Raw genomic sequence first — 14,749 nt, 5'->3', positions numbered from 1 at the left:
CCGGATCTCGTCGGTCAGCCGTTCCGCCGCCTCGCGCAGACCGGCCACCGAGGGTCCCGCGCGCAGGATGCCCCGGCTCACGCTCGGCACGACGTTCCGCGCCTGCGCGCCGAAGAGCGCGGGGAGGTCGGCGGGGGTCGCGCCCTGGGCGCCGATGCCGGGGGCGAGGAGCGGCCCGTTGATCGCGAGGTCGGCCTCCGTCCGGCCGAGGGTCGCGCCGACGACCGCGCCGAAGGAGCCGAGCGGGCGCGCCCCGGCGTTCTCGGCGGCGAGGTGGTCGAGCATCACCTGCGCGAGGCTGCGGCCGTCCGCCGCGCGCGCCCCCTGCACCTCGGCGCCCTCGGGGTTGGAGGTGAGCGCGAGGACGAAGACCCCGGCGCCGGTCTCGGCGGCGGCGTCGAGCGCGGGGCGCAGCGAGCCGTATCCGAGGTAGGGCGAGACGGTGACGGCGTCCGAGAAGAGCGGCGAGGCGGGGTCGAGGTAGGTCGCCGCGTAGGCGGCCATCGTGGAGCCGATGTCGCCGCGCTTGGCGTCGAGCAGGACGAGGGCCCCGGCGGCGCGCGCGTCGGCGACGGCGCGCTCCAGCACGGCGAGGCCGCGCGAGCCGAAGCGCTCGAAGAAGGCGGACTGCGGCTTGAGGACGGCGACGCGGTCCGCGAGGGCCTCGACGACGGTGTGCGTGAAGCGCTCCAGGCCCGCGATGTCGTCGTCCAGGCCCCACTCGCGCAGAAGCGCGGCGTGCGGGTCGATGCCCGCGCACAGGGCGCCGCGGGTGTCCATGGCGTGGCGCAGGCGCGCGCCGAAGGGCTCGGGGGTGGTCATGCGCGGGCCTTCCGGGTGTCGGCGCCCACCGCTTCGGCGAGCGTGGCGTACGGGCTCGCGGCGAGGCGCGCCGCGAGACCCTTCTTGATGTCCCGGGCCCAGAAGGGGCCCCGGTAGAGGAACGCGGTGTAGCCCTGGACGAGGGTCGCCCCGGCGAGGACGCGTTCCCAGGCGTCGTCGGCCGTGTCGACGCCGCCCACGCCGATCAGCACGAGGCGGTCGCCGACCCGCGCGTACAGGCGCCGCAGGACCTCCAGGGAGCGGGCTTTGACCGGGGCGCCCGACAGGCCGCCGGTCTCCTGGACGAGGGCGGGCGCGGAGCGCAGGCCGAGGCCCTCGCGGGCGATCGTGGTGTTGGTCGCGATGATGCCGTCCAGGCCGAGTTCGACGGCGAGGTCGGCGACGGCGTCGACGTCCTCGTCCGCGAGGTCGGGGGCGATCTTGACGAGGAGCGGTACACGGCGGTGCGGGACCGCGCGGTCGGCCTCGGCGCGCACCGCGCCGAGCAGCGGGCGCAGCGCCTCGGTGGCCTGGAGGTTGCGCAGTCCGGGGGTGTTGGGCGAGGAGACGTTGACGACGAGGTAGTCCGCGTGCGCCGCGAGGCGGCGCGTGGAGGCGACGTAGTCGGCGACGGCCTCCGCCTCGGGGACGACCTTCGTCTTGCCGATGTTGACGCCGACCGTCGTGCGCAGGACGGGGCGGCGCGCGGCGAGACGGGCCGCGACGGCGGCGGAGCCCTCGTTGTTGAAGCCCATGCGGTTGATGACGGCGCGGTCGGCGACGAGGCGGAAGAGGCGCTTCTTCGGGTTGCCCGGCTGCGGTGCGGCGGTGACCGTGCCGATCTCGACGTGGTCGAAGCCGAGCATCGCCATGCCGTCGATGCCGACGGCGTTCTTGTCGAAGCCGGCGGCGAGGCCGAAGGGGCTGTGCAGACGCAGGCCGAGGGCCTCGGTGCGCAGGTTCGCCGGGTGCGGGTCGAGCACGGCGGCGGCGAAGGTGCGCAGGACCGGGACGCGGGCGGCGAGGCGGATCCAGCGGAAGGCGAGGTGGTGGGCGCGTTCGGGGTCCATGCGCCGGAAGAAGAGGCGGAAGAAGAGTGCGTACACGGGAGGGGTCCGTCCGGGTCGGCGGGGCGGCGTGGCAGCGGGCTGGTGGGGTGCGGGGGCGGTGGGCATGGCGAGGGGGACACCGCCCGAAAAACGATGTCCCCCTCGTACCGCTTCAGGGACCTACGCCTCCTCGCGGGCCGCCGTCAGGCGCTCCGCGTGCTCCTGGAGCGAGGCGACGCCCGTCGCGCCCCTGCCGAGCGCCTCGATGCCCTGGACTGCGGCGGCGAGCGCCTGGACCGTGGTGAGGCAGGGCACGGCGCGCGCGACGGCGGCGGTGCGGATCTCGTAGCCGTCGAGCCGCCCGCTGGTGCCGTAGGGCGTGTTGACGATGAGGTCGACGCCGCCCTCGTGGATGAGCTGGACGATCGTCTTCTCGCCGGCCGGGCCCTCGCCCTCGTACTGCTTGCGCACGACGGTCGCGGGGATGCCGTGGCGCTGGAGGACCTCGGCGGTGCCGGAGGTCGCGAGCAGTTCGAAGCCGCGCTGGGCGAGTTCGCGGGCGGGGAAGATCATCGCGCGCTTGTCGCGGTTGGCGACCGAGATGAACGCGCGGCCCTTGAGGGGCAGCGGCCCGTAGGCGCCGGCCTGCGACTTCGCGTACGCGCTGCCGAAGACGGCGTCGATGCCCATGACCTCGCCGGTGGAGCGCATCTCCGGGCCGAGGACGGTGTCCACGCCGCGCCCCGAGGTGTCGCGGAAGCGCGACCAGGGCATGACGGCCTCCTTGACGGAGATCGGCGCGTCCAGCGGCAGGGTGCCGCCGTCCCCGGCGGCGGGGAGGAGCCCTTCGGCGCGCAGCTCGGCGACGGTGGCGCCGAGCGAGATGCGCGCGGCGGCCTTCGCGAGCGGGACGGCGGTGGCCTTCGAGGTGAAGGGCACGGTCCGCGAGGCGCGCGGGTTGGCCTCCAGGACGTACAGGATGTCGCCGGAGAGCGCGAACTGGATGTTGATCAGCCCGCGCACGCCGACGCCCCTGGCGATCGCCTCGGTGGAGGTGCGCAGCCGCTTGATGTCGTAGCCGCCGAGCGTGATGGGCGGCAGGGCGCACGCCGAGTCGCCGGAGTGGATACCGGCCTCCTCGATGTGCTCCATGACGCCGCCGAGGTACAGCTCCTCGCCGTCGTAGAGCGCGTCGACGTCGATCTCGATCGTGTCGTCGAGGAAGCGGTCGACGAGGACCGGGCGGGAGGGGCTGATCTCGGTGGACTCCTCGATGTACGAGGCGAGCCGGGTCTCATCGTAGACGATCTCCATGCCGCGTCCGCCGAGCACGTACGAGGGCCGGACCAGGACGGGGTAGCCGATCTCGTCGGCGATGGCCTTGGCCCCGGCGAAGGTCGTCGCGGTGCCGTGCTTGGGCGCGGGCAGCCCGGCCTCGGCGAGGACGCGGCCGAAGGCGCCGCGGTCCTCGGCGGCGTCGATCGCCTCGGGCGAGGTGCCGACGATGGGCACGCCGTTGTCCTTGAGCGCCTGCGCGAGACCGAGCGGGGTCTGCCCGCCGAGCTGGACGAGGACACCGGCGACGGGCCCGGCCTGCTGCTCGGCGTGGACGATCTCCAGGACGTCCTCCAGGGTGAGCGGCTCGAAGTAGAGCCGGTCGGAGGTGTCGTAGTCGGTGGAGACGGTCTCGGGGTTGCAGTTGACCATGACGGTCTCGTAGCCGGCCTCGCTGAGCGCGAAGGAGGCGTGGACGCAGGAGTAGTCGAACTCGATGCCCTGGCCGATGCGGTTGGGGCCCGAGCCGAGGATGATCACGGCGGGCTTCTCGCGCGGCGCGACCTCGCTCTCCTCGTCGTAGGAGGAGTAGAAGTACGGGGTCCGGGCGGCGAACTCGGCGGCGCACGTGTCGACGGTCTTGTACACGGGCCGCAGCGCGAGAGCGTGGCGGACCTCCCGCACGACGTCCTCGCGCAGGCCGCGCACCGCGGCGATCTGCTGGTCGGAGAAGCCGTGGTGCTTGGCCTCGGCGAGGAGTTCGCGGGTCAGCTCGGGGGCCCCGGCGAGTTCGTCGGCGATCTCCTTGAGGAGGAAGAGCTGGTCGACGAACCAGGGGTCGATCCGGGTGTGGTCGAAGACCTCCTCGGGCGTCGCCCCGGCGCGGATCGCGGCCATGACGGTGTTGACGCGGCCGTCGGTGGGGCGCTCGGCGAGGCGGAGCAGCGCGTCCTTGTCGCCGGTCGGCCCGGCGAAGTCGAACTGGCTGCCCTTCTTCTCCAGGGAGCGCAGCGCCTTCTGGAACGCCTCGGTGAAGTTGCGGCCGATCGCCATGGCCTCGCCGACCGACTTCATGGTCGTGGTGAGGGTGGAGTCGGCGGAGGGGAACTTCTCGAAGGCGAAGCGGGGGGCCTTGACGACGACGTAATCGAGGGTCGGCTCGAAGGAGGCCGGGGTCTGCTCGGTGATGTCGTTGGGGATCTCGTCGAGCGTGTAGCCGACGGCGAGCTTCGCGGCGATCTTGGCGATCGGGAAGCCGGTGGCCTTCGAGGCGAGCGCCGAGGAGCGGGAGACGCGCGGGTTCATCTCGATGACGATGATCCGGCCGTCCTCGGGGTTCACCGCGAACTGGATGTTGCAGCCGCCGGTGTCGACGCCGACCTCGCGGATGATCGCGATGCCGATGTCGCGCAGGCGCTGGTACTCGCGGTCGGTGAGGGTCATGGCGGGGGCGACGGTGATCGAGTCCCCGGTGTGCACGCCCATGGGGTCGAAGTTCTCGATGGAGCAGACGACCACGACGTTGTCGTTGCGGTCGCGCATCAGCTCCAGCTCGTACTCCTTCCAGCCGAGGATGGACTCCTCCAGGAGGACCTCGGTGGTCGGCGAGAGCGTGAGGCCCTGACCGGCGATGCGGCGCAGTTCCTCCTCGTCGTGCGCGAAGCCGGAGCCCGCGCCGCCCATCGTGAACGAGGGGCGCACGACGACGGGGTAGCCGCCGAGGGTGTCGACGCCGGCGAGGACGTCGTCCATGGAGTGGCAGATGACCGAGCGGGCGGACTCGCCGTGGCCGATCTTCTTGCGCACCTCCTCGACGACGCCCTTGAACAGCTCGCGGTCCTCGCCCTTGTTGATGGCCTCGACGTTGGCGCCGATCAGCTCGACGCCGTACTTCTCCAGCGTCCCCGCGTCGTGCAGGGAGATCGCCGTGTTGAGCGCGGTCTGCCCGCCGAGGGTCGGCAGGAGGACGTCGGGGCGCTCCTTGGCGATGATCTTCTCGACGTACTCGGGCGTGATCGGCTCGACGTACGTGGCGTCGGCGATCTCCGGGTCGGTCATGATCGTCGCCGGGTTGGAGTTGACGAGGATCACGCGCAGGCCCTCGGCCCGCAGGACGCGGCACGCCTGGGTGCCCGAGTAGTCGAACTCCGCGGCCTGGCCGATGACGATCGGGCCGGAGCCGATGACCAGGACGGACTGGATATCGGTGCGCTTAGGCACGCTGGCCCTCCATCAAAGACGTGAAGCGGTCGAAGAGGTACGCGGCGTCGTGCGGACCCGCGGCCGCTTCGGGGTGGTACTGGACGCTGAAAGCGGGGCGGTCCAGGAGCTGGAGCCCTTCGACGACGTTGTCGTTGAGGCACACGTGGGAGACCTCGACGCGCCCGTAGGGGGTGTCGGAGACCTTGTCGAGGGGCGCGTCGACGGCGAAGCCGTGGTTGTGCGCGGTGACCTCGACCTTGCCGGTGGCGCGGTCCTGAACGGGCTGGTTGATGCCGCGGTGGCCGTACTTGAGCTTGTACGTGCCGAAGCCGAGCGCGCGGCCGAGGATCTGGTTGCCGAAGCAGATCCCGAAGAGCGGGGTGCCGCGCTCCAGGACCTCGCGCATGAGGGCGACGGGGTGCTCGGCGGTCTGGGGGTCGCCGGGGCCGTTGGAGAAGAACACGCCGTCGGGCGCGACCGCGTAGACGTCCTCGGCGCTCGCGGTGGCGGGCAGGACGTGCACCTCGATGCCGCGCTCGGCCATGCGGTGCGGGGTCATGCCCTTGATGCCGAGGTCGATCGCGGCGACGGTGAACCTCTTCTCGCCGACCGCGGGGACGACGTACGCCTGCTCGGTGGCGACCTCGGCGGAGAGGTCGGCGCCCTTCATCTCGGGGGCCTGCCGGACCCGCTCCAGGGCCTCGGCGTCGCTCGGAAGCGTCTCGCCGCTGAAGATGCCGACGCGCATCGCGCCGCGCTCGCGCAGGTGGCGGGTGAGGGCGCGGGTGTCGATCCCGGAGATCCCGACGACGCCCTGCCGCTCCAGCTCCTCGTCCAGGGTGCGCCGCGAGCGCCAGCTGGAGGGGCGGCGCGCGGGGTCGCGGACGACGTAGCCGGCGACCCAGACGCGGCGGGACTCGGGGTCCTCGTCGTTGACGCCGGTGTTGCCGATGTGCGGGGCCGTCATGACGACGACCTGGCGGTGGTAGGAGGGGTCGGTCAGGGTCTCCTGGTAGCCGGTCATGCCGGTGGAGAAGACGGCTTCGCCGAAGGTCTCCCCCACGGCCCCGTAGGCGCGGCCGCGAAAGACACGGCCGTCCTCCAGGACGAGTACGGCAGCGGGCGTCTGCTGGCGCCCCTGAGTGGAGGTCGTCATCGTGCGGCGCCTTCCGTCGTGGTGGTCGGGTGGTTCTGCGCGTGGGTGCCGCTCGCGGCGTTGAGGGCGGCGACCCACGCGGGGTGCTCGGCGGCCCGCTCGGAGCGGAAGCCGGAGTCGATGAGGGTGTCCCCGTGGGCCCAGGTGACGACGAGGAGGCCGTTCTCGGTGAGGACCTTCCCGGCGATGCCCTTGTCGAGGCGGGCGCCGCGCAGCGCTGCGGTGGGGACGAAGAAGCCGGGCGCTCCGGGGCGCTCCACGGTGAGGCCGGCGGGGCGCAGGCTCAGCTCGGCGCGGCTGCGGGTGCCGAGGCCGTGCGCGACGATCCGGTCGAGCCACTGCCCGGCGGTCGTGGAGCCGTGGTAGCGGCCGCTGAGCGTGAGGCTCGGCTCGGCGGGGTCCTCGGGGACCGCGGGGAGTGCGGGCAGCCCGGACTGGAGGGTGCCGCGCCACTTCCAGCCCTCGCGCATGAGCCAGTACACGAGGGTGATGAAGAGCAGCAGCCCGACGATCCAGCCGATGCGGCCGGCCCAGTCGGTCACGTCGGCGGACTTCTGCCCGTCGGCGAGCAGGGTGTCCGCCGTGGCGGTGAGGTAGGTCACGCGAGGGTCCCGTCGACGAGGGTCGCGCGGCCCCGCAGGAAGGTGTGGGTGACGCGTCCCGGCAGGTCCAGGCCCCGGTAGGGGGTGTTCCTGCTGCGGGAGGCGAACCCGGCGGGGTCCACCGTTCCACGGTAGCCGGGGTCGAGGAGAGTCAGGTTCGCGGGCTCACCGGCGGCGATCGGGCGGCCGTGTCCTTCGAGGCGGCCGATGCGGGCCGGGCGGAAGGACATGCGCTCGGCGACGCCGGCCCAGTCGAGGAGCCCGGTGTCGACCATGGCGTGCTGGACGACGGGGAGCGCGGTCTCCAGGCCGACCATGCCCATCGCGGCGGCGGCCCACTCGCAGTCCTTGTCCTCCTGCGGGTGCGGGGCGTGGTCGGTGGCGACGCAGTCGATGGTGCCGTCGGCGAGCCCGGCGCGCAGGGCCTGGACGTCGGCCTCGGTGCGCAGCGGCGGGTTGACCTTGTAGACGGGGTCGTAGCCGCGGACCAGCTCGTCGGTGAGCAGGAGGTGGTGCGGGGTGACCTCGGCGGTGACGTCCCAGCCCTTGGACTTGGCCCAGCGGACGATCTCGACCGAGCCGGCGGTGGAGACGTGGCACACGTGCAGGCGGGAGCCGACGTGGGCGGCGAGGAGGACGTCGCGGGCGATGACGGACTCCTCGGCGACGGCGGGCCAGCCGCCGAGGCCGAGTTCCGCGGAGACGGTGCCCTCGTTCATCTGGGCGCCTTCGGTCAGGCGCGGCTCCTGGGCGTGCTGCGCGACGACGCCGCCGAAGGCCTTCACGTACTCCAGGGCGCGCCGCATGATCACGGCGTCGTCCACGCACTTGCCGTCGTCGGAGAAGACCTTCACGGCGGCGGCGGAGTCGTGCATCGCGCCGAGTTCGGCGAGTTTCCTGCCCTCCAGGCCGACGGTGACGGCGCCGACGGGCTGCACGTCGCAGTAGCCGGACTCGCGGCCGAGGCGCCACACCTGCTCGACGACGCCCGCGGTGTCGGCGACGGGGAAGGTGTTCGCCATGGCGTGGACGGCGGTGTAGCCGCCCTTGGCGGCGGCGCGGGTGCCGGTGAGGACGGTCTCGGAGTCCTCGCGGCCCGGCTCGCGCAGGTGGGTGTGGAGGTCGACGAGGCCGGGGAGGAGGACGTGGCCGGCGGCCTCGACCACGGTCGCGTCGCCCGCCTCGATGCCGGGGCCGACCCGGGCGATCGTCTCGCCGTCGATCAGGACGTCGACGGGGTCGCCGCCGAGGACGCGGGCGCCGCGGATCAGGGTCGTGCGCTGGGAGGTCATGGCTTACTTCTCCTCGGTCTGGGCGGCGGCGGGGCGGCTGTGGGTGGGGGCGGGTTCCTGGCCGCCGAGCAGCAGGTAGAGCACGGCCATGCGGACGGAGACGCCGTTGGCGACCTGTTCGATCACGGTGCAGCGCGGCGAGTCGGCGACCTCGGCGGTGATCTCCATGCCGCGCACCATCGGCCCGGGGTGCATGACGACGGCGTGCTCGGGCATCCGCGCCATGCGCTGGGCGTCCAGCCCGTAGCGGCGCGCGTACTCGCGCTCGGTCGGGAAGTACGCGGCGTTCATCCGCTCGCGCTGGACGCGCAGCATCATGACGGCGTCGGCTCCGGGCAGGGCCGCGTCGAGGTCGTAGGAGATCTCGCAGGGCCAGGTCTCGGCGCCGACCGGGAGCAGGGTCGGCGGGGCGACGAGGGTGACGTGGGCGCCCAGGGTGTGGAGCAGGTCCACGTTGGAGCGCGCAACGCGGCTGTGCAGGATGTCGCCGACGAGGGTGACGCGGCGGCCCGCCAGGTCGGCGCCCATCGGCTCGGGGCCGAGGAGCCTGCGGCGGAGCGTGAAGGCGTCCAGGAGGGCCTGGGTGGGGTGCTGGTGGGTGCCGTCGCCCGCGTTGATGACGGCGGCGTCGATCCAGCCCGTCGTGGCCAGGCGCTGCGGGGCGCCCGAGGCGCCGTGCCGGACGACGACGGCGTCGACGCCCATGGCCTCCAGGGTCTGCGCGGTGTCCTTGAGCGATTCGCCCTTGGAGACGCTGGAGCCCTTGGCGGCGAAGTTGATGACGTCGGCGGAGAGGCGCTTCTCGGCGACCTCGAAGGAGGTGCGGGTGCGGGTGGAGTCCTCGAAGAAGAGGTTGACCACGGTGCGGCCGCGCAGGGTCGGCAGTTTCTTGATGGGCCGGTCGGCCACCCGCGCCATTTCCTCGGCGGTGTCGAGGATCTGGACGGCTTCGTCGCGGGAGAGGTCGGCGGCCGAGATGAGGTGTCGCATCATCCGGGGCTCCTGGGTACGGCTCGGTGAGGTCTGGGGGTACGGCGGCGGGGCGGCGCTCGGCCGCGCGCGGGCGTGCGGGCACGCCGTCTCACCCGTTCGGGCGAGCGGGGGTCTACGGGTGCGCGCTAGCGCGGGGCGGTGCCGCCGAGCAGCACGGCGTCGCGGCCGTCCTCCTCGGTGAGCTGCACCTTGACGGTCTCGCGCAGCGAGGTGGGGAGGTTCTTGCCGACGTAGTCGGCGCGGATCGGCAGCTCGCGGTGGCCCCGGTCGACGAGGACGGCGAGCTGGACGGCGCGGGGGCGGCCGATGTCGCCGAGCGCGTCGAGCGCGGCGCGGATGGTGCGGCCGGAGAAGAGCACGTCGTCGACGAGGACGACGAGGCGTCCGTCGAGTCCTTCGGCGGGGATCTCGGTGCGGCCGAGGGCGCGGGCGGGCTTGAGGCGCAGGTCGTCGCGGTACATCGTGATGTCGAGCGAGCCGGTGGGGACCGGGCGCCCGGTGATCGCGGCGAGTTTCGCGGCGAGGCGCTCCGCGAGGTGCACCCCGCGGGTGGGGATGCCGAGCAGCACCACGTCGTCGGCGCCCTTGGCGCGTTCGACGATCTCGTGGGCGATGCGGGTGAGCACCCTCGCGATGTCGGGGCCTTCGAGCACGGGCCGGGGCCCGCCGGGCTCCTCTTCGAGGGGGTGGTCCGGGGTGTGGCTGTCCATGAAGGGACCTCCTTCTCCGCCTCACGGGACGGCTCTTAAAGGACGTCTGAATTGCGCCACCCACGCTACCAGGGGCAAGAATGAGGACGGGAACCCCCCTGCCCCCGCGGCCGGTGACGCCTGTAACCACGCGGGGAACGGCGTTTGGGGGTCCCCCGGCCGAAAGCTGGGGGAGGGAGGTCCACCGGTTCCGCTTGACGCAGGCAAATCACGCTGCGTAACCTCACCGTGAGTCACCAGCCTTCTCGGCTGGGCCGCACATTGTCACAGTGTCCGGGGAGCTATATGTCCAGCGAATACGCCAAACAGCTCGGGGCCAAGCTCCGGGCCATCCGCACCCAGCAGGGCCTCTCCCTCCACGGTGTCGAGGAGAAGTCCCAGGGGCGCTGGAAGGCGGTCGTGGTCGGTTCGTACGAGCGGGGCGACCGCGCGGTCACCGTTCAGCGTCTCGCCGAGCTGGCCGACTTCTACGGGGTTCCCGTCCAGGAGCTGCTGCCGGGCACCACGCCCGGCGGTGCGGCCGAGCCGCCGCCCAAGCTCGTCCTCGACCTGGAGCGTCTGGCCACCGTCCCCGCCGAGAAGGCGGGCCCGCTCCAGCGGTACGCGGCGACCATCCAGTCCCAGCGCGGGGACTACAACGGCAAGGTCCTCTCGATCCGCCAGGACGACCTGCGCACCCTCGCCGTGATCTACGACCAGTCCCCCTCGGTCCTGACCGAGCAGCTCATCAGCTGGGGAGTGCTGGACGCGGACGCGCGCCGGGCGGTGGCGCACGAGGAGGGCTGAGACCTTCCTCGCAAGAGCGCGTGAAAGGGTGAGCCGGGTTGACCGGCTCACCCTTTCGGCGTAATCGCGGGCCGGTGTGCGGTCGCCTTCACCCGTACGGGTCGACGGCCGGGGCCCCGCACCGGCGGGCCGGGGCCCGAGGCTCCTCAGTCCTTCCCCACCCCCGGGTACAGCCGCCCGATCACCTCGGGCAGGAGCCGGGCCGCGAGGCGCGGGGGCAGGGCCTGGAGGACGGCGAGGACGGGGGCCATCCGCTCGGGGAGGGTGCCGTCGCCGATACCCGCGAGGTCGAGGGCGAGAGCGACCTCGGCGGGGCCGACACGGTCCGGGTCGAGCCCCGCCGCGGCCTCGGCGATCGCCGGGTCGAGGATGACCGGGCCGTGCGCGTGGGCGCGCACCACCGCCTCCGCGAGGTCCTTCAGGAGCTGTTCCACGGTCTCGGGCGCCGCGACAGCCGCCGTGACGGTCAGGTGCACGTTGGCGGGCGAGCCGGCCGCCGCCGGCTGCGGCTGGAGGTACCACCCGGCCGCCCGCATCTCGTCGGCGACGACGAAGGGGTCGGGGCCGCCCGGTGCGGCGGCCACGGCGAGGAGCGAGGCCCCGGGAGCGCCGAGGACCCGCAGCCCGGGGACGCGCGCGATGCCGTCCGCGAGCGCGGTACGGGCGTGGTGGACGCGGACCGCGAGGTCCGTGTACCCCTCGGTGCCGATCCGCTCGGTCACCGCCCAGGCGGCGGCGAGCGGCCCCGCGGACTTGGTGCCCTGGAGCGTCGCGTTGACGACCGGGTAGCCGGGCCAGTCGGCGTGCGCGAACCACCCGTGGCGGCGCAGCTCCGCGTCCCGGAAGAGCAGCAGCGAGGCGCCCTTCGGCGTGTAGGCGTACTTGTGCAGGTCGACCGAGAGCGAGGTCACGCCCGGCACGGAGAGGTCGAACGGCGGGAGGTCCGCGCCCTCGGGCGCGCGCCGCAGGTGGCCGAGGTACCAGCCGCCGATGCACGCGTCCACGTGGCACGGCACGCCGCGGGCGGCGGCGGCCCCGGCGATCTCGGCGACGGGGTCGATGACGCCGTGCGCGTACGAGGGCGCGGAGGCGACGACGAGCGCGGTGTCCTCGGTGAGGGCCGCGCGCACGGCGGCGGGGTCCGGGCGGAAGGTCTCCGGGTCGACGGGGACGACGACCGTCTCCAGGCCGAAGAGGTGTGCGGCCTTGTGGAAGGCGGCGTGCGCGGTGGCCGGCAGCACGAGCCGGGGGCGCGTCACCCCCCGTACCGCGCGGGCGTGTTCGCGTGCCGTGAGCACGGCGAGGAGGCAGGACTCGGTGCCGCCGCTGGTGAAGGTGCCGACCGTGCCGGGGGCGCCGCCGAGGAGTGCGGCGGCCCGGGCGACGAGGTCGTTCTCCAGGCGGACGACGCTCGGGAAGACGGTCATGTCGAGCCCGTTGACCCCGGCGAAGGCGCCGTGCGCCGCGGCGGCGAGCGCGTCGAGCGCGCTGTCGGCTGCGTCGTACACGTACGCGAGAGTGCGCCCGCCCTTGACGGGGACGTCGCCCCCGCGCAGGGCGGCCAGGCGCGCGAGGATCGCCGCCTCGGGCGCGGGCAGCGCGGCGGGGCGGGGCAGTCCGAACGGGCTCATGCGGCTCCTTCCGGTCCGGGGCGGCGCGGCGCGCGCTCCCGGACGACGATCGGGCCTCACATGGTGGCCTCGCGCCGGACGTACGAAAAGGGCCCGCCCCCGGCTCCGGAGAGACGAGGGCGGGCCCGTGACCGTACGGCGGCCGGTCAGTCGGCCGGGCCGCGCAGTTCGGGCTTGAGGTTCTTGAAGCGGCCGAGCAGACCGTTGACGAAGGCCGGGGAGTCGTCGGTGGAGAACTCCTTGGCGAGTTCCACCGCCTCGTCCATCACGACCGCGTCCGGCGTCCCGTCGACCCACACCAGTTCGTGGGCGCCGAGCCGCACGATGTTGCGGTCGACGACCGGCATCCGGTCCAGCGGCCAGTCCACCGAGTACTTCGCGATGACCTCGTCGATGCGGCGCGCGTGCTCCGCGTACCCCTCGACGAGCTCCATCGTGTACTCGCTGACCGGCGGCTGCTGGGTGTCGCTGCGGGAGTGACGCACCCAGTCCGCGAGCACCGTGAGGACGTCGGTGCCGCGCTGGTCGGCCTCGAAGAGGATCTGGAAGGCGCGCTTGCGTGCCGTATTGCGAGCAGCCACAATCAGCCGTTCACTCGGCCGAGGTAGTCGCCGGTACGGGTGTCGACCTTGATCTTCTCGCCGGTGGTGATGAAGAGCGGGACCTGGATGGTGTGCCCGGTCTCCAGCTCGGCCGGCTTGGTGCCGCCGGTGGAGCGGTCGCCCTGGACGCCCGGCTCGGTGTTGGCGATGACCAGCTCGACGGCGGCGGGCAGCTCGATGTAGAGCGGGTTGCCCTCGTACATCGCGACGACGGCCTCGAAGCCCTCCAGGAGGTAGTTGGCGGCGTCGCCGACGACCTTCGGGTCCACGTGGATCTGGTCGAACGTGTCCATGTCCATGAACACGAAGTACTCGCCGTCCTTGTACGAGAACTGCATCCCGCGCTTGTCGACGTTGGCCGTCTCGACCTTGACGCCGGCGTTGAAGGTCTTGTCGACGACCTTGCCGGAGAGCACGTTCTTCAGCTTGGTGCGCACGAAGGCGGGGCCCTTGCCGGGCTTGACGTGCTGGAACTCGACGACGGACCAGAGCTGGTCGTTGTCGAGCTTGAGCACCAGGCCGTTCTTGAGGTCGTTCGTGGAAGCCACGGTTGCGGAATCTCCTGGACGATGGGGCCTCTCCCCCAGGCCCTTGGGACCTCGGGAAGAGCGGGTGGACGACCGCGGCGCCGCCCCGGCCCGAGGGCCGTCTGCCCTAGAGCGCGAGCAGCTCCTTGGTCGTGATGGTGAGTAGCTCGGGCCCGCCGTCCGCCTCGGGGCGCACGACGAGTGTGTCATCGATCCGGACCCCGCCCCGGCCCGGGAGGTGGACCCCCGGTTCGACGGTGACCGGCACACAAGCGTCCAGTTTACCCATGGCGGACGGGGCCAGCTGCGGGTCCTCGTCGTTTTCCAGCCCCACCCCGTGTCCGCTGACCGCGGGCAGGTCCGCGCCGTGCCCCGCCGACTCCAGTGCCTGGCGCACCGCGCGGTCCACGTCGCGGCAGGCCGCGCCGGGCACCAGGGCCTCGCGACCGGCCCGCTGGGCGGCGAAGACCGCGTCGTAGAGCTCGATCTGCCACTCCTCGGGCGCCGTCCCGATGACGAACGTCCGCCCGATCTCGCTGCGGTAGCCGCGGTACGTGGCGCCCAGGCACACGGAGAGGAAGTCGCCCTCCTCGACCCGGCGGTCGGTGGGCCGGTGCCCGGCGAGCCCGGCGTGCGGCCCGGTGGCCACGGAGGTGGCGAAGGCGGCGCCGTCCGCGCCGTGGTCGACGAGGCGGCGCTCCAGCTCCAGGGCGAGGTGGCGCTCGGTGCGCCCGACGAGGATCGACTCCAGGAGTTCGCCGAGGGCCTGGTCGGCGATCTCGGCGGCGATCCTCAGCGCCCCGATCTCCTCCTCGTCCTTGACGAGCCGCAGTTGCTCGACGCCGCGCCCGAGGTCGCCCAGGCGCAGGCGCGGCGCGGTGTCGGCGAGGGTGCGGTGGCGGGCGACAGTGAGGTGGTGCTCCTCGACGGCGAGGAGTTCGGCGCCGTCGGCCGCCGCGGTCTCGGCGGCGGCGACGGCGGGGTCCGAGGCCGGGCAGGCGAGGACGTGGACGCGCAGCGACTCGTCGGCGAGGTGGCCGGGCGCGCTCGCGGTGAAGAGAACGTCGGGGCCGCCGCGCTCGGCGCCGAGCAGCAGGACGGA

The 14,749-nt window shown here is 73.2% G+C and carries 13 protein-coding genes; 1 reads left to right on the top strand and 12 read right to left on the bottom strand.

Going from position 1 to position 14,749, the window contains the following annotated elements; genetic code table 11:
* From pyrF to pyrR, 8 genes are all read right to left on the bottom strand, one after another.
* Positions 1-822, bottom strand: an 822-nt coding sequence (gene pyrF, locus G3I42_RS21630; protein ID WP_164288347.1) for an orotidine-5'-phosphate decarboxylase, incomplete at its 3' end; no start/stop codon positions are given.
* Positions 819-1,928: a quinone-dependent dihydroorotate dehydrogenase gene (locus G3I42_RS21625; RefSeq protein WP_164288345.1), complete on the bottom strand. Its 1,110-nt coding sequence runs from the start codon at positions 1,926-1,928 to the stop codon at positions 819-821. The genes pyrF and G3I42_RS21625, both read right to left, overlap by 4 nt.
* A gap of 123 nt (positions 1,929-2,051) precedes the next feature.
* Positions 2,052-5,366 (bottom strand): carbamoyl-phosphate synthase large subunit, encoded by a 3,315-nt coding sequence (gene carB / locus G3I42_RS21620; RefSeq protein ID WP_164288343.1) that lies wholly within the window; start codon positions 5,364-5,366, stop codon positions 2,052-2,054.
* Entirely contained in the window at positions 5,359-6,504 is a 1,146-nt protein-coding gene (gene carA, locus G3I42_RS21615) for a glutamine-hydrolyzing carbamoyl-phosphate synthase small subunit (RefSeq protein ID WP_164288341.1), read from the bottom strand. Before carA ends, carB begins: the two co-directional genes overlap by 8 nt.
* Positions 6,501-7,106 carry a hypothetical protein gene (locus G3I42_RS21610; RefSeq protein WP_164288339.1) on the bottom strand — a complete coding sequence of 202 codons (606 nt, stop codon included), beginning with the start codon at positions 7,104-7,106 and terminating at the stop codon, positions 6,501-6,503. The genes carA and G3I42_RS21610 overlap by 4 nt, the downstream gene beginning before the upstream one ends.
* The gene (locus G3I42_RS21605) at positions 7,103-8,398 is read right to left on the bottom strand and encodes a dihydroorotase (protein WP_164288337.1); all 1,296 of its coding nucleotides are present in this window, start codon (positions 8,396-8,398) and stop codon (positions 7,103-7,105) included. Before G3I42_RS21605 ends, G3I42_RS21610 begins: the two co-directional genes overlap by 4 nt.
* A gap of 3 nt (positions 8,399-8,401) precedes the next feature.
* Positions 8,402-9,391 (bottom strand): aspartate carbamoyltransferase catalytic subunit, encoded by a 990-nt coding sequence (locus tag G3I42_RS21600; RefSeq protein ID WP_164288335.1) that lies wholly within the window; start codon positions 9,389-9,391, stop codon positions 8,402-8,404.
* 125 nt (positions 9,392-9,516) lie between these two features.
* Positions 9,517-10,101: a bifunctional pyr operon transcriptional regulator/uracil phosphoribosyltransferase PyrR gene (gene pyrR, locus G3I42_RS21595; protein ID WP_164288334.1), complete on the bottom strand. Its 585-nt coding sequence runs from the start codon at positions 10,099-10,101 to the stop codon at positions 9,517-9,519.
* A 285-nt stretch (positions 10,102-10,386) separates the two neighbouring features.
* Here pyrR and bldD point away from each other — a divergent pair, with 285 nt between their 5' ends.
* Positions 10,387-10,887, top strand: coding sequence for a transcriptional regulator BldD (gene bldD, locus G3I42_RS21590; RefSeq protein WP_007829306.1), 501 nt, complete (start codon positions 10,387-10,389; stop codon positions 10,885-10,887).
* A 146-nt stretch (positions 10,888-11,033) separates the two neighbouring features.
* Here the strand turns inward: bldD and G3I42_RS21585 are convergent, their stop codons facing one another.
* The 4 genes from G3I42_RS21585 to G3I42_RS21570 all read right to left on the bottom strand — a co-directional run bounded on the left by G3I42_RS21585 (position 11,034) and on the right by G3I42_RS21570 (position 14,743).
* Positions 11,034-12,518 (bottom strand): aminotransferase class V-fold PLP-dependent enzyme, encoded by a 1,485-nt coding sequence (locus G3I42_RS21585; protein WP_164288332.1) that lies wholly within the window; start codon positions 12,516-12,518, stop codon positions 11,034-11,036.
* A 146-nt stretch (positions 12,519-12,664) separates the two neighbouring features.
* Entirely contained in the window at positions 12,665-13,099 is a 435-nt protein-coding gene (nusB, locus tag G3I42_RS21580; RefSeq protein ID WP_164288330.1) for a transcription antitermination factor NusB, read from the bottom strand.
* Positions 13,100-13,101: 2 nt separating this feature from the next.
* Positions 13,102-13,668: an elongation factor P gene (gene efp / locus G3I42_RS21575; protein ID WP_007829302.1), complete on the bottom strand. Its 567-nt coding sequence runs from the start codon at positions 13,666-13,668 to the stop codon at positions 13,102-13,104.
* A gap of 106 nt (positions 13,669-13,774) precedes the next feature.
* A complete protein-coding gene (locus tag G3I42_RS21570) occupies positions 13,775-14,743 on the bottom strand; it encodes a M24 family metallopeptidase (RefSeq protein WP_239096598.1) in 969 nt (322 codons plus the stop codon).
* Between the last annotated feature and the right edge of the window lie 6 nt (positions 14,744-14,749).

It is taken from the genome of Streptomyces sp. SID11385 (assembly GCF_010548245.1).
In the GTDB taxonomy this organism is placed as follows: domain Bacteria; phylum Actinomycetota; class Actinomycetes; order Streptomycetales; family Streptomycetaceae; genus Streptomyces.
Note: the sequence above shows the minus strand (reverse complement) of the source record. Positions and strands in the feature narration are given on the sequence as shown.